Source organism: Massilia sp. Mn16-1_5, assembly GCF_004798585.1.
Lineage (GTDB): Bacteria > Pseudomonadota > Gammaproteobacteria > Burkholderiales > Burkholderiaceae_D > Telluria.
On sequence record NZ_PPXQ01000003.1, the window covers coordinates 144,542 to 159,283 of the forward strand.

Consider the following 14,742-nt stretch of genomic DNA (forward strand, 5'->3'; position numbering starts at 1 on the left):
AATGTCTCTGTTGTTGTTAATGTGAGGCCGCAAGCGTGGGTGCGGCGCGCAGCGCCGCCGTGTTCTCGCGCACCAGCAGCCACAGCACGCTCGAGACGGCCAGGCAGCCGCCGCAGATGAAGAACAGCAGGCTTTTATCGGCCGCCGTGTTCAGCACAAAACCGACGCTTGTGGTGGCCAGCTGCGGCAGCACCACCGACAGGTTGAACAGGCCCATGAAGTAACCCATGCGGCTCTTGTCCACTTTCTCGCTCATGATCGCGAAGGGCAGGCTGACCACCGCCGCCCAGCCGATGCCGACCACCGCCATCAGCACATACAGCGCGGCGGGCGAGCGCGCGAACAGGGCGATCGCGAAATAGGCCAAGGCCATGATGCCGATGCAGGTGGCCTGCGTGCGCACACGCCCGAAGCGCGTCACCAGCGGCGCCAGCACCAGGGCCGGCAGCAGGAAGCCGACCACGTTCATGACGGCAAAGGAAATCGCGATCACGTGGCCCGACTGCGCCGCCGCCTGGTCAGCCGTGGCGCCGGCAGTGACCACATGCTGCTGGATGAAGGAGATGATGTAGACGAACATCGCCTGCACCCCGAACCAGGTAAACGCATGGGCTGCACACAGGCGCCAGAATTGCGGCCAGTCGGTGATGGAGGCGGCTGCCGTCTCGGGCGGGGCGATGTCGCGCGGTTCCTCGATCAGCAGGGCCGGCACGATCGAAAACACCAGCACCAGCACGACACCGACCGAGATCAGCGCGTAATTGTCGATGAAGGCGCCGATCAGGTAGGCCATCACGCCCCAGAAACCCGAGACGGTCTGCATCCAGGTATAGCCGCGCGTGCGCGCTTCGCCATCCGGCGTGACGTCGGCGATCAGCGAGCGGGTCGGATTGAAGCCGATATTGATCGACAGGTCGAGCGTGAGCGCGATGATCACGGCGACCACCAGCAGGTTGCCGATGCCGAGCAAATCCGCGACGACCTCGATCCGCGGCAGCAGGAACACGGACAGCGCCGCCAGCACGCCGCCGATCAATATGAACGGACGGCGCCGTCCGCCCCAGAACCAGGTCTTGTCGCTGATGAAGCCGATGATCACCTGGCCCAGGATGCCAGCCGTCGGGCCGGCGGCCCAGACGATGCCGATCTCGTGGGTGTCGAGGTGGTACTTGGTGCTCAGCAGCCAGCTGAGGGCCGAAATCTGGATGCACAGGGCGAAGCCCATGGCCGTGGCCGGCAAGCTGGTGAGGGCGTAAAAGGAATTGCTCAGCCGGCGCTGCATGTCGAGCATGGTGTCTCCGTGTTGTCGTGTTATTTGACTACAAATGCCATCGGCAAACGGCCGGGCGTGGTGATTCTACTACCACTTAGCGAGATTGACACTCGGAAAACGCCATGTTATTTTGCTACAAATTTATCCTGTAATAGTCCGTCCTCTGGCCTGGGGGCGGGGACTCGCCAAGGTGGCGCGTTCGCCACATAACTTCGAGCCTGGCAGGACGCCGGGCCATTGGGGACACAGATGGACATGCACACCAAGGCGCTCAAACCACGCCTGTCGTTCTGGCAGTTGTGGAACATGAGCTTCGGCTTCTTCGGCATCCAGTTCGGCTTCGCCCTGCAGAACGCCAACACCAGCCGCATCTTCTCGACGCTCGGCGCCAACCCGGACGACCTGGCCCTGTTCTGGCTGGCCGCGCCCGTGACCGGCCTGCTGGTGCAGCCCGTGATCGGCTACATGAGCGACAACACCTGGCACCCGAAGTGGGGCCGGCGCCGTCCCTTCTTCTTCATCGGCGCGCTGCTCGCCGCGATCGCCATGTTCCTGATGCCGAACTCCTCGGCGCTGTGGATGGCGGTGGCCGTGCTGTGGATGATGGATGCGGCAATCAACGTCTCGATGGAGCCCTTCCGCGCTTTCGTCGGCGACAAGCTCGACGTCTCGCAGCAGACCGCCGGCTATGCGATGCAGACCTTCTTCATCGGCTGCGGCGCCGTGATCGCGTCGCTGCTGCCAACCATCTTCACGCACCTGGGCGTGTCGAACGTGCCGGTGGACGGCACGATTCCCGACACCGTGCGCTATTCCTTCTACGCCGGCGCGCTGGTCTTCATCGTCGCCGTCAGCTGGACCGTGTTCACCGCCGACGAACTGCCGCCGGCCGATATGGATTCGTTCAACAGCGAACGCCAGCACGCGCGCCGCATGGGCGTCGCCTTCACCGAAATCTTCAGCGGTTTTGCGAAGATGCCGAAGACCATGGTGCAGCTGGCCTTTGTCCAGTTCTTCACCTGGATCGCCCTGTTCGCGATGTGGATCTACACCGGCAGCGCGATTGCGGACTCCATCTACGGCACCCGCGACGCCCAGTCGGCTGCCTTCCAGGATGCCGGCAACTGGGTCGGCATCATGTTCGCGGTGTACAGCGGCGTGTCGGCGCTGGCCGCCTTCATCCTGCCGGTGTTCGCCCGCGCCACCAGCCGCAAGATCGTGCACGCCACCTGCCTCGCCATCGGGGGAGTGAGCCTGGCCAGCATCGCCGCCATCGATACCAAGGAAATGCTGATGCTGCCGATGATTGGCGTCGGCATCGCCTGGGCCAGCATTTTGACCATGCCGTACGCGATCCTGGCGGGCGCCTTGCCGGCCAAGCGCATGGGTTATTTCATGGGCCTGTTCAACTTCTTCGTCGTGATCCCGCAGATCGTCAGCGGCCTGCTGCTCGGTTTCGTCACGCGCGAATTTTTCAACGGCCACACGGTGCAAACCCTCGCGCTGGGTGGCGGCTGCATGCTGCTGGCCGGCGTATTGACCTTGATGGTGACTGACAAGGCTGGTAACTAAAGCCTGCGCCATGCTTTTCGCTCCTATCGTATCGTAATGTTTTATTAACAAACAAATGCGATCACAGGAGCGAAGCATGACGATTCAGACCGTGGCAACGACGCCATTCGCGGGCCAGCGTCCGGGCACCTCGGGCCTGCGCAAGAAGGTGACCGAGTTCCAGCAGCCCGGCTACCTCGAGAACTTTGTCGAAGCGATTTTCCTGACCCTGGGCGACTGCGCCGGCCGCACCCTGGTGCTCGGCGGCGACGGCCGCTACTTCAACCGCCAGGCCATCCAGACCATCCTGCACATGGCCGCCGCCCATGGCATGGCGCGCATGCTGGTCGGACGCGGCGGCATCCTCTCCACGCCGGCGGTGAGCTGCGTGATCCGCAAGCACGGCGCTTTCGGCGGCATCGTGCTGTCGGCCAGCCACAACCCCGGCGGACCGGACGGCGACTTCGGTATCAAGTACAACATCGAGAACGGCGGCCCGGCGCCGGAGAAGGTCACCGAGGCGATCTTCGCGCATACGCAGACCCTGTCTTCCTACCGCATCAGCGACGCGCCCGCCGTCAACCTCGATGACATCGGCACGACCACGCTCGAGGGCATGCAGGTCGAGGTGATCGACCCGGTCGCCGACTACGCGGAACTGATGGGACGCCTGTTCGACTTCGACGCCATCCGCGCGCTCTTCAAACGCGGCTTCACCATGAAATTCGACGGCATGAGCGCCGTCTCCGGGCCGTATGCGAAGGCCATCATCGAAGGCGTGCTGGGCGCGCCTCTTGGGACCGTGATCAACGGCGAGCCGCTGGAAGACTTCGGCGGCCACCATCCCGACCCGAATCCGGTCAACGCGGCCGAACTGATCGGCCTGATGAGCGCGCCCGATGCGCCCGACTTCGGCGCCGCATCCGACGGCGATGCCGACCGCAACATGATCGTCGGCCGCGGCATCGCGGTCACGCCGTCCGACAGCCTGGCCATCATCGCCGCGAATGCGACGCTGGCGCCGGGCTACGCGGCCGGCATCAAGGGCATCGCGCGTTCGATGCCGACCTCCACCGCGGCCGACCGCGTGGCCGCAGCGCTGGGCGTGTCCTGCTTCGAGACGCCGACCGGCTGGAAGTACTTCGGCAACCTGATGGACGCAGGCATGGTCACGCTCTGCGGCGAAGAAAGCTACGGCACCGGCTCGAACCACGTGCGCGAAAAGGATGGCCTGTGGGCCGTGCTGTTCTGGCTGAACATGCTGGCCGCGACCGGCAAGTCCGTCGAGCAGATCGTGGCCGAGCACTGGGCCCGTTTCGGCCGCAACTACTATTCGCGCCACGACTACGAAGCCGTCGACGCGACCGCTGCCGACGCCATGATGGCCGCGCTGCGCGAGAAGCTGCCGAAACTGGCAGGCCAGACCCTGGGCGACTATCGCGTGGCGCTGGCCGACGATTTCGTCTACACCGACCCGGTCGACGGCTCGATCGCCACCAGGCAGGGCGTGCGCATCGTCATGCTCGATGGCTCGCGCATCGTGTTCCGCCTGTCCGGCACCGGCACCGAAGGCGCCACCATCCGTCTCTACCTCGAACGCTACGAGGCCGATCCAAGCCGCCACAATCTCGAGACCCAGCAGGCCTTGTCCGGCCTGGTGGCGATCGCCGACGGCGTATCCGAACTGCGTCGGCGCACCGGCCGTGCGCAGCCGAGCGTCATCACCTGACCCCACTTACAGGAACCCCTGCATGAAATTGTCCGCACTTGCCGTCTCCCTGCTGTTTGCCCTGAACGCGGCCCATGCCGCCCCGGCACCCTGGGCGGCGCCGACCAAGCCCTTCGTGTGGGAGAACGCGACCGTCTACTTCCTGCTGACGGATCGCTTCAACAACGGCAATCCGGACAATGACCATGCCTACGGCCGCAAGGATGACGCGGCCACGCTGCGCGGCTTCATGGGCGGCGACTTCGCCGGCGTCACGGCCAAGATCAAGGAGGGGTACTTCACCGAGCTGGGCGTGACGGCGCTATGGATCACGCCGCCGGTCGAGCAGATCCACGCCGGCACCGACGAGGGGACCGGCAAAAGCTACGGCTTCCACGGCTACTGGGCGCGCGACTTCACGGCGATCGACGCCAACCTCGGCACCGAGGGGGAACTGCGCACCCTGGTCGATACCGCCCATGCGCACGGCCTGCGCGTGCTGTTCGACGTGGTCATGAACCACACGGGCCCGGTTACCGGGAGCGATCCGGTATGGCCGGCGGAATGGGTGCGGACAAGCCCGACCTGCACCTACAAGGACGCGCGCACCACCATCGACTGCACGCTCGTCAAGAACCTGCCGGACATTCGCACCGGCGACAACAAGCCGGTCGCGCTGCCGCCTGCGCTGGTCGAGAAGTGGAAGAAGGAAGGGCGCTACGAGCGCGAAGTGCAGGAGCTCGACGCCTTCTTCAAGCGCACCGGCTATCCGCGCGCGCCGCGCTACTACCTGATGAAGTGGCATGCCGACTGGGTGCGCAAGTTCGGCGTCGACGGTTTCAGGGCCGACACGGTGAAGCACACCGAGCCGGGCGTGTGGAAGGAACTGAAAAAGGTGGCCAGTGCCGCCTTCGAGGACTGGAAAAAGGCGAATCCGGCCAAGAAGCTCGATAACACGCCGTTCTACATGACGGCCGAGGTCTACAACTACGCCATTCAGCACGGCCGCGCCTTCGACCTCGGCGGCATGAAGGTCGATTATCCGGCCCAGGGCTTCGACAGCATGATCAACTTCGCGATGAAGACGGACGCCGTCGAATCCTACGAAAAGCTGTTCAGCACCTATTCGGAAGCGCTGCAGGGGCCAATGAAGGGGGCGTCGGTGCTGAACTATCTCAGCTCGCACGACGACGGCCAGCCCTACGACGCGCTGCGCCAGCGTCCCTATGAGACCGCCAATAAACTGCTGCTGGCGCCGGGCGCGGCGCAGATCTACTACGGCGACGAAACGGCGCGCCTCCTGCAGATCGAGGGCGCGCAAGGCGACGCCACGCTGCGCTCCTTCATGAACTGGGACGAGCTGGCCGCCAACACCCAGCGCGGCCTGAACCGCGTGCGCGACGTGCGCGAGCACTGGGCCAGGCTGGGCCGCTTCCGTCAGGCCCATCCGGCGGTCGGCGCCGGCGTGCACCGCATGATCCAGCACTATCCCTACACCTTCAAGCGCACCTACGAGAAGGGCGACGTGACCGACCGCGTGGTTGTCGCGCTCGGCCTGCCGACGGACAAACCGACCGCCGTACCGGTGACCGGCGTCTTCCTGGACGGCCAGACCGTGCGCGACTGGTATTCGGGGAAGACGGCGATCGTCAAGGGCGGCAAGGTGCAGTTCGATGCGCGTAATCCGGTGGTGCTGATCGGGCAGGAGTAGGGTGGTCGGCTCCACCCGCCGGCTTGCGGACCTGTAGCGTATGCGCCGCCCACGCGTCCAGCCACCGCATGAATTGGCAGGAGGCCAGTAATGCTCAAAGCGCTCCGCGAACTGCTGCAGCCGCCCCCCGGCATGGCCTTCGATTTCAGCCAGCCGGCGGGCGAGCCCGCACTCGCATCCCCGGACAGCGTCGCCTGGCGCGTGTTCGCCAATCCGGTCTCGCTGTTCATCGGCGGGGTGGCGGCGGTACTGCTTGAACTGGCCGAACCCTCGGTCCGCTCGGGCGTCTGGAACCACAGCAGCTTCGCGCGCGATCCCTTGACGCGCCTGCGCCGCACCGGCTTCGCGGCCCTGATGACCGTGTATGGCCCGCGCTCGGCGGCGCAGCAGCTGATCGCGCGCGTGGTGCGCATGCACGAGCACGTGCGCGGCACCACACCCGATGGCACCGCCTACCACGCCAACGATCCGCGCCTGCTCGACTGGGTGCAGGCCACCGCCGTGTTCGGATTCGCGGAGGCTTATCACGCCTACGTGCAGCACCTGTCGCCGTTTGAGAAGGATGCGGTCTTCGCCGAAGGCGAACCCGCCGCGCAGCTGTACGGCGCGACCGGCGTGCCGCGTACCTGGGCCGGGTGGGAAGCGCTGCTCGGCGCCACCGCGCCCGCGCTGGAGGGCTCGAACATCCTCGCCGATTTCCTGCGGATCATGCGTGAAGCGCCAATCTTGCCGGCTCCGCTGCGCCCGCTCCAGCGCCTGCTGGTGCGCGCCGCCGTCGAGATCGCGCCGGAGCCCGTGCGCTCGCTGCCGCAGCTGCAAGGGCAAGGCCTGCGCTTCGGCGAGGCGCGGCTGGTGCGTGGGCTGGCGCGTTCGGCCGCGCTGCTGCCGCTGGGCGATACGCCGCAGGTACAGGCGGCCCGGCGTCTGGCAAGGCGGAACGCGAACACCTGAGCCTCGACGGCTTCCTTACGGGGCAGCCATCCCGATCCCATCTGCCGCTCCAAGCTTTTCCCAGTACCCCGGCCGCCGGTAGATGTCCTTCAGGTAGTCGATGAAGTGCCGGATCTTGGCGGGCAGGTAGCGCTGCTGGGGATAGACCGCCTGGATCGGATAGTCGTGTACCGCATAGTCGTCGAGCATGGTCACGAGTTCCCCCCGCTTGAGTTCGGCCTGGATTTCCCAGGTCGAACGCCAGCCGATGCCGAGTCCCTGCCTGACCCAGTCGAACAGCAGTTCGCCGTCGTTGCAGGCGAGGTCGCCGTCGACACGTACCGCGAACAGCTTGCCGTCGCGCTGGAAGGTCCATCCGCGCTGCTGTCCGCCCTGCAGGTTGAAGGCGAGGCAGTTGTGGCGCACGAGGTCTTCCGGGATCGCGGGAACGCCATGGCGCTCGAAATACGCGGGCGTGCCGCACACCACCCGGCGGTTCGGAAAGAGCGGCACGGCGACGTAGTTCGGGTCCTGTACTTCGCCGATACGGATCGCCATGTCGTAACCTTCGCGTACCAGGTCGACCACGCTGTCGGTGAAATTGAACGACATTTTCAGGTCCGGGTGGATCGCCCGGAAGGCCGGTGCGTGCGGCGCGACATGCGAGCGGCCGAAGGCCGCCGGCGCCGAGACCACCAGGTGCCCGCGCACCGTATTGCGCCCGGCGCTGATGCTGTTCTCGGTGATGTCGAAATCGCGCAGCAGCTGGCGGCACGGTTCGATGAACTGTTCGCCCAGCGCCGTCAAGGCCAAGCCGCGGGTCGAGCGATGCATCAGGCGCACGCCAAGGCGCCGTTCCAGCGCGTCCAGGCGCCGTCCCATCACGACCGGCGTCACGCCTTCCACCAGGGCGGCGGCGGCAAAACTGCCTTTCTCGGTCACCAGCACGAAGCTGCGGATCTCGGTATGTCGGTCCATGCACCCTCCAATCAATACTTAAAGTATCGGCAGAGCGAATAGTAGCAGCAATTCAAGCTTTTTCGCTTTGTCGCTATCCTCCGTTCACTGGGTTCCGATTTATCATTCGAACAGAGGCGACTATGGCCCGTATGAGGGCAATCGACGCGGCGGCAGCCGTGTTGCGCAGGGAAGGCGTCAGCAAGGTGTTCGGCGTGCCGGGCGCCGCGATCAACCCGTTTTATTCGGCGATGAAGAAGAACGGCGGCTTCGATCACGTGCTGGCGCGCCATGTCGAGGGCGCGTCGCACATGGCCGAGGGCTATACCCGCGCCCGCGCCGGCAACATCGGCGTCTGCATCGGCACCTCCGGTCCGGCCGGCACCGACATGATCACCGGTCTCTACTCCGCCTGGGCCGATTCGATACCTATCCTATGCATTACCGGGCAGGCCCCCCGGGCCCGCCTGTACAAGGAAGACTTCCAGGCGGTCGACATCGAATCGATCGCCAAACCGGTCACCAAGTGGGCGGTCACGGTGCGCGAGCCGGCCCTGGTGCCGCGCGTCTTCCAGCAAGCCTTCCACCTGATGCGCTCCGGCCGTCCGGGGCCGGTGCTGGTCGACCTGCCGTTCGACGTCCAGATGGCGGAAATCGAGTTCGACATCGACACCTACGAACCGCTGCCGCCCTACAAGCCCGCCGCCACCCGCGCCCAGGCCGAGAAGGCGCTCGCCATGCTGTGCGCCGCCGAGCGGCCGCTGATCGTCTGCGGCGGCGGCGTGATCAACGCCGACGCGGCCGCGCGCCTGCAGGAGTTCGCCGAGATCGTCGGCGTACCGGTGATCCCGACCCTGATGGGCTGGGGCGCCATTCCGGACGACCATCCGCTCATGGCCGGCATGGTCGGCCTGCAGACTTCGCACCGCTACGGCAACGCCACCATGCTGGCCTCGGACTTCGTCATCGGCATCGGCAACCGCTGGGCCAACCGCCATACCGGTTCGGTCGAGGTGTATACGGCCGGACGCACGTTCGTCCATATCGACATCGAACCGACCCAGATCGGACGCGTGTTCGGCCCGGATTACGGCATCGTGTCCGATGCCGGCGCCGCCCTCGACCTGATGATCGAGGTGGCGCGCGGCCTGAAGCTGATCGGGGCCTTGCCCGACCGGAGCAGCTGGGTGGCCGAGTGCCAGGCGCGCAAGCGCACCATGCTGCGCAAGTCCCACTTCGAGACGACGCCGGTCAAGCCGCAGCGCGTGTACGAGGAAATGAACCGGGCCTTCGGTCCCGAGACCTGCTACGTCAGCACGATCGGCCTGTCGCAGATCGCCGCCGCCCAGTTCCTGCACGTGTACAAGCCGCGCCACTGGATCAACTGCGGCCAGGCCGGTCCCCTCGGATGGACGATTCCGGCCGCGCTGGGCGTGTGCGCCGCCGATACGCAGCGCGAAGTCGTCGCCATCTCCGGCGACTACGATTTCCAGTTCATGGTCGAGGAGCTGGCGGTCGGCGCCCAGTTCAAGCTTCCCTACCTGCACGTGGTGGTCAACAACGCCTACCTGGGGCTGATTCGCCAGGCCCAGCGCGGCTTCGACATGGATTACTGCGTGCAGCTCGCGTTCGAAAACATCAATGCGCCGGCGCTGGAGAACTATGGCGTCGACCATGTCGCCGTCGCCGAAGGACTGGGCTGCAAGGCGATCCGCGTACGCCGGGCCGACGACATTCAGGATGCCTTTGCGCAGGCGCGGGCCTGGATGCGCGAGCACCGCGTGCCGGTCGTCGTCGAGATCATCCTCGAGCGCGTGACCAACGTCGCGATGGGCACCGAGATCGACGCCGTCAACGAGTTCGAAGCGCTGGCCGAACATGAGGCGGACGCACCTACCGCGATCGCCCACGCCATCCCTTGAAAGGAGTCACGAACATGCCACGATTTGCCGCCAACCTCACCATGCTGTTCACCGAGCTGCCTTTCCTCGAGCGCTTCGGGGCCGCCGCAGCAGCCGGCTTCAAGGGTGTCGAGTACCTGTTTCCCTATGCGGTCGAGGCCGGCGCCCTGGCCGAGCAGCTCGACCGCCACCGGCTGGTGCAGGTCCTGCACAACCTGCCGGCTGGCGACTGGGCAGGAGGAGAGCGCGGCATCGCCTGCCTTCCGGGCCGCGAAACCGAGTTCCGGGACGGCGTGGGACGCGCCATCGAGTATGCGCGCGTACTCGGCTGCGGGCAGCTCAACTGCCTGGCCGGCATCGCGCCCGCTAACGCCGATGACGATGCCGTACGCGCGGTCTTCGTCGACAACCTGCGCTTCGCCGCGGCCAGGCTGAAGGAAGCGGGCATCCGCCTGCTGGTCGAGCCGGTCAATACCCGCGACATCCCCGGCTTCTACCTGAACCGCACCGACCAGGCCATCGCGCTCATCGACGAGGTCGGGTCCGACAACCTGTTCCTGCAGTACGACATCTATCACGCCCAGCGCATGGAGGGCGAGATCGGCAACACGGTCGCCAGGCACCTGGCCCGTATCGGCCACATCCAGCTGGCGGACAACCCTGGACGCGGGGAGCCGGGCAGCGGCGAGATCAACTATCCGTGGCTGTTCCGGCATATCGACCAACTCGGCTACGAGGGCTGGATCGGCTGCGAATACAAGCCGGCCACCACCACGCAGGCCGGACTGGGCTGGATGAAAGCGCTCGCCGGCTGAACGATTCAAGAACAACATAGGAGAACGACATGACAACGATCGGTTTCATCGGCCTGGGCATCATGGGCACCCCGATGGCGGGACATCTCATCCAACACGGGCACCGCCTGTTCGCCTGCACGCGCGGCGCGGTGCCGGCCGAGCTGGTCGACGCCGGCGCCACCGTCTGCGCGACCAGCGCCGAGGTGGCGCGGCAGGCGGACGTGATCTTCATCATGGTGCCGGACACGCCGCAGGTCGAGGAAGTGCTGTTCGCGGAAGACGGCGTCGCGGCAGGACTCTCTGCGGGGAAGGTCGTGGTCGACATGAGTTCCATTTCTCCAGTCGCGACCAAGGACTTCGCACGCCGTATCCGCGAACTCGGCTGCGACTACCTCGATGCCCCGGTGTCGGGCGGCGAAGTGGGCGCCAAGGCGGGCACCCTGACCATCATGGTCGGCGGCAGCGAAGCGGCCTTCGACCGGGTGCGGCCGCTGTTCCAGCTGATGGGCAAGAACATCACCCTGGTCGGCGGCAATGGCGACGGCCAGGTCACCAAGGTCGCCAACCAGATCATCGTCGCCTTGACCATCGAGGCGGTCGGCGAAGCGCTGCTGCTGGCGGCCAAAGCGGGCGCCGATCCGGCGCGGGTGCGCGAGGCGCTGATGGGAGGCTTCGCTTCCTCGCGCATCCTCGAAGTGCACGGCGAGCGCATGATCAAGCGCAGCTTCGCGCCGGGCTTCCGGATCGACCTGCACCGCAAGGACCTGAACCTGGCGTTGACCACCGCGCGCCAGCTCGGCGTGGCGCTGCCGAATACCGCCACCGCGCAGGAGCTGTTCAACACCTGCGCGGCCCATGAGGGCGGCGGCTGGGACCATTCGGCCATGGTGCGGGCGCTGGAAATCATGGCCAATTTCACGATCGGCCAGGAAGCCTGATGACGACCGTCCCGCGCGAACTGCTCGAACGCATGTTCAAGGCGGCGGTCGAAGCAGCCCAGCCCGCGCACCGGATCGCGCCCTTCCTGCCGGCGCCGCCCAAAGGGCGCACCCTCGTGATCGGGGCCGGCAAGGCCTCGGCCGCGATGGCGCAGGCGCTCGAGCGCCACTGGACCACGCCGCTGACCGGCCTGGTCGTCACCCGCTACGGCTATGCCGTGCCCTGCGAGCGCATCCGGATCGTCGAAGCGGCGCACCCGGTCCCCGACGCCGCCGGCCTCGCGGTCGCCCGCCGGATGCTGGAGCTGGTGCAAGGACTGGGCGAGGACGACCTCGTCATCTGCCTGGTTTCGGGCGGCGGCTCGGCCCTGCTACCGCTGCCGGGGGAGGGCGTCACGCTGGAAGACAAGCAGGCGATCAACCGCGCGCTGCTTGCGTCCGGCGCCGGCATCACCGAGATGAACTGCGTGCGCCGCCATTTATCCGGCATCAAGGGTGGCCGCCTGGCCGCTGCCTGCCATCCGGCGCGGGTGGTGAACCTGCTGATCTCCGACGTGCCGGGCGACGATCCGATCGACATCGCGTCCGGCCCGACCGTGGCCGACCCGAGCACCTGCGCTGACGCGCTGGCGATCGTGCGCCGCTATGGCCTCGTCCTGCCGCCCGCTGCGCAGCGCCTGCTGGAGAGCGGGGCCGGCGAGACGGTCAAGCCGGGCGATCCGCGCCTGGCGCGGGTCACGACCCACCTGATCGCCTCGCCCCAGATGGCGCTCGAGGCGGCGGCGCAGGTCGCGCGTGCGGCCGGCATCACCCCCCTGATCCTGGGCGACAGCATCGAAGGCGAGGCGCGCGAGGTGGCCAGGGTCATGGCCGGCATCGCGCTGCAGGTGCGCCGCCATGGCCAGCCGCTGGCGCCGCCCTGCGTGCTGCTGTCCGGCGGCGAGACCACGGTGACGCTGCGCGGGGGCGGGCGCGGCGGGCGCAACGTCGAGTTCCTGCTGGCGCTCGCGCTGGCGCTGGGGGAGCCAGCGGGCTCCGGTCCCGCGATCCACGCGCTGGCCGCCGATACCGACGGCGTCGACGGCGCGGAAGAGGTGGCGGGCGCCTTCATGGCGCCACACACGCTGGCGCGCGCCCGCGCGAACGGAATGCGCCCGCGCGACAGCCTCGACGACAACGATGCCCACAGCTTCTTCGCTTCTCTCGGCGACTCGCTGGTGACGGGACCGACGCTCACCAACGTCAACGATTTCCGCGCCATCCTGATCGCCTGATCAGGCGCCGTTTCCTCCTTGCGGGTGCGGCGCCGCGCCGCCGCGCCTGATTTTTTCCACGCACTAGACAGGAGTATCCGATGCTACGCCAACGCCGTTCCCGCATCCTCGCCACCCTCGGCCCGTCCAGTTCCAGCTTCGAGCGCATCCGCGCGTTGGCCGAGGCCGGCGCCGACGTATTCCGCCTGAACTTCAGCCACGGCAGCCATGCCGACCACGCCGCGCGCTACGGCGCCATCCGCGAAGTCGAGCGTGCGCTCGGACGGCCGATCGGGGTGCTGATGGATTTGCAGGGGCCGAAGCTGCGCGTCGGCCGCCTGGCCGACGGCAAGGCCTGGCTGGAAGCGGGAGGGCGCCTGCGCCTGGACCTCGACCCGGCCGCGGGCAGCGCGGCGCGGGTGCAGCTGCCGCACCCCGAAATCTTCGCGGCGCTGCGGCCCGGCGCCGAACTGCTGCTCGACGACGGCAAGCTGCGCCTGCGTGTCGACGCCTGTGGCGTCGAGCACGCCGAGACGACGGTGCTGGTCGGCGGCATGCTGTCGGACCGCAAGGGCGTCAACGTTCCCGGCGTGCTGCTGCCGATTTCTCCGCTGACCGCCAAGGACCGTTCCGATCTGGCCTTCGGCCTGGAGCTGGGCGTCGACTGGGTCGCGCTCTCCTTCGTGCAGCGCGCCGACGACGTGCGCGAGGCGCGCGCCCTGGTGGACGGGCGCGCCTGGATCATGGCCAAGCTGGAAAAGCCGGCCGCGATCGAGATGCTCGACGAGATCGTCGCCGTGGCCGACGGCGTCATGGTGGCGCGCGGCGACCTCGGCGTTGAACTGCCGCCGCAGCAGGTGCCGGTCCTGCAGCGCCGCATCGTGCATGCCGCGCGCGCGGCCGGGCGCCCGGTCGTGGTGGCGACGCAGATGCTCGAATCGATGATCGCGGCGCCGGTGCCGACCCGGGCCGAGGTGTCCGATGTCGCCAGCGCGATCTACGAGGGGGCGGACGCGGTGATGCTCTCGGCCGAATCGGCATCGGGCCAGTATCCGGTCGAGGCGGTGGCCGTGATGGACAGCGTGATCGGCGAAGTCGAGCGCGATCCCGGCTGGCGCGCCGGCCTCGATGCCAGCCACGTTCCTCGGGACAGCGCGGCCGACGCCAGCACCGCCGACGCGATCTGCTGCGCGCTGCGCCGGGTCGCCACCGTGCTGGCGCCGGCGGCCACCGTCACCTACACCCGCAGCGGCGCGACCAGCCTGCGCGCCAGCCGTGAACGCCCCGCCACGCCGATCCTGGCCCTGACCCCGCATGCCGCCATCGCGCGCCGCCTGACGCTGGCCTGGGGCGTGCATCCGCTGCCTTTCGAGGAGGCGCGCACGCTGGGCGGGATGGTGGCCGACGGCGCCGCGGCCGCGCTGCGGCACGGGCTGGCGGGAGAGGGCGACCAGGTGGTCGTTGTGGCCGGCTTCCCTTCGGGCCAGGCCGGCGCCACCAACCTGCTGCACGTGGTGCGCGTGCGCGACGTGCTGGCAGAGGCGCAATAAGGGGCAAGGCATAATGCCGGCCAGTTAAGCTAGAACTGTTTCGTTGGCCGTTGTATACCGTAGGGTGGGCATGCCCACGCGGTGATACGTGCCCTCAAGATCGTCGTGTACGACGTCGGAGCCGCTACGTATCACGCGTGGGCATGCCCACCCTACGGTGCGCAGCTGTTACC

General features: G+C 67.3%; 11 protein-coding genes. 9 read left to right on the forward strand and 2 right to left on the reverse strand.

Features of this window, described 5'->3' with window-relative positions; translation table 11 throughout:
- Positions 1-16 precede the first annotated feature (16 nt).
- Complete coding sequence (locus C2862_RS04450) at positions 17-1,291, reverse strand: MFS transporter (RefSeq protein WP_136218905.1); 1,275 nt, start codon at positions 1,289-1,291, stop codon at positions 17-19.
- A gap of 231 nt (positions 1,292-1,522) precedes the next feature.
- Between C2862_RS04450 and C2862_RS04455 the strand changes: the two genes are divergently transcribed.
- The 4 genes from C2862_RS04455 to C2862_RS04470 all read left to right on the forward strand — a co-directional run bounded on the left by C2862_RS04455 (position 1,523) and on the right by C2862_RS04470 (position 7,194).
- Positions 1,523-2,845 (forward strand): MFS transporter, encoded by a 1,323-nt coding sequence (locus tag C2862_RS04455; protein WP_136218906.1) that lies wholly within the window; start codon positions 1,523-1,525, stop codon positions 2,843-2,845.
- Between the two features lie 76 nt (positions 2,846-2,921).
- Entirely contained in the window at positions 2,922-4,553 is a 1,632-nt protein-coding gene (locus C2862_RS04460; protein ID WP_136218907.1) for an alpha-D-glucose phosphate-specific phosphoglucomutase, read from the forward strand.
- Between the two features lie 22 nt (positions 4,554-4,575).
- Positions 4,576-6,243, forward strand: a complete 1,668-nt coding sequence (locus tag C2862_RS04465; protein WP_136218908.1) for an alpha-amylase family glycosyl hydrolase — start codon at positions 4,576-4,578, stop codon at positions 6,241-6,243.
- Between the two features lie 90 nt (positions 6,244-6,333).
- The gene (locus tag C2862_RS04470; protein WP_136218909.1) at positions 6,334-7,194 is read left to right on the forward strand and encodes an oxygenase MpaB family protein; all 861 of its coding nucleotides are present in this window, start codon (positions 6,334-6,336) and stop codon (positions 7,192-7,194) included.
- Positions 7,195-7,209: 15 nt separating this feature from the next.
- Here the strand turns inward: C2862_RS04470 and C2862_RS04475 are convergent, their stop codons facing one another.
- Positions 7,210-8,151 carry a LysR family transcriptional regulator gene (locus C2862_RS04475; RefSeq protein ID WP_136218910.1) on the reverse strand — a complete coding sequence of 314 codons (942 nt, stop codon included), beginning with the start codon at positions 8,149-8,151 and terminating at the stop codon, positions 7,210-7,212.
- 122 nt (positions 8,152-8,273) lie between these two features.
- Between C2862_RS04475 and gcl the strand changes: the two genes are divergently transcribed.
- The 5 genes from gcl to pyk all read left to right on the forward strand — a co-directional run bounded on the left by gcl (position 8,274) and on the right by pyk (position 14,569).
- Positions 8,274-10,052, forward strand: a complete 1,779-nt coding sequence (gcl, locus tag C2862_RS04480; protein WP_136218911.1) for a glyoxylate carboligase — start codon at positions 8,274-8,276, stop codon at positions 10,050-10,052.
- A gap of 14 nt (positions 10,053-10,066) precedes the next feature.
- On the forward strand, positions 10,067-10,846 hold the full coding sequence (gene hyi, locus C2862_RS04485) for a hydroxypyruvate isomerase (RefSeq protein ID WP_136218912.1): 780 nt from the start codon (positions 10,067-10,069) through the stop codon (positions 10,844-10,846).
- Positions 10,847-10,875: 29 nt separating this feature from the next.
- On the forward strand, positions 10,876-11,766 hold the full coding sequence (gene glxR / locus C2862_RS04490; protein WP_136218913.1) for a 2-hydroxy-3-oxopropionate reductase: 891 nt from the start codon (positions 10,876-10,878) through the stop codon (positions 11,764-11,766).
- On the forward strand, positions 11,766-13,040 hold the full coding sequence (locus tag C2862_RS04495) for a glycerate kinase (RefSeq protein ID WP_136218914.1): 1,275 nt from the start codon (positions 11,766-11,768) through the stop codon (positions 13,038-13,040). The genes glxR and C2862_RS04495 overlap by 1 nt, the downstream gene beginning before the upstream one ends.
- Positions 13,041-13,120: 80 nt before the next feature.
- Positions 13,121-14,569 carry a pyruvate kinase gene (pyk, locus tag C2862_RS04500; RefSeq protein ID WP_136218915.1) on the forward strand — a complete coding sequence of 483 codons (1,449 nt, stop codon included), beginning with the start codon at positions 13,121-13,123 and terminating at the stop codon, positions 14,567-14,569.
- Positions 14,570-14,742: the final 173 nt, after the last annotated feature.

Coding starts and splice junctions, on each gene's coding strand:
- C2862_RS04450 (WP_136218905.1), bottom strand. CDS start 1,291: ATGCTCGACATGCAGCGCCGGCTGAGCAATTCCTTTTACGCCCTCACC.
- C2862_RS04455 (WP_136218906.1), top strand. CDS start 1,523: ATGGACATGCACACCAAGGCGCTCAAACCACGCCTGTCGTTCTGGCAG.
- C2862_RS04460 (WP_136218907.1), top strand. CDS start 2,922: ATGACGATTCAGACCGTGGCAACGACGCCATTCGCGGGCCAGCGTCCG.
- C2862_RS04465 (WP_136218908.1), top strand. CDS start 4,576: ATGAAATTGTCCGCACTTGCCGTCTCCCTGCTGTTTGCCCTGAACGCG.
- C2862_RS04470 (WP_136218909.1), top strand. CDS start 6,334: ATGCTCAAAGCGCTCCGCGAACTGCTGCAGCCGCCCCCCGGCATGGCC.
- C2862_RS04475 (WP_136218910.1), bottom strand. CDS start 8,151: ATGGACCGACATACCGAGATCCGCAGCTTCGTGCTGGTGACCGAGAAA.
- gcl (WP_136218911.1), top strand. CDS start 8,274: ATGGCCCGTATGAGGGCAATCGACGCGGCGGCAGCCGTGTTGCGCAGG.
- hyi (WP_136218912.1), top strand. CDS start 10,067: ATGCCACGATTTGCCGCCAACCTCACCATGCTGTTCACCGAGCTGCCT.
- glxR (WP_136218913.1), top strand. CDS start 10,876: ATGACAACGATCGGTTTCATCGGCCTGGGCATCATGGGCACCCCGATG.
- C2862_RS04495 (WP_136218914.1), top strand. CDS start 11,766: ATGACGACCGTCCCGCGCGAACTGCTCGAACGCATGTTCAAGGCGGCG.
- pyk (WP_136218915.1), top strand. CDS start 13,121: ATGCTACGCCAACGCCGTTCCCGCATCCTCGCCACCCTCGGCCCGTCC.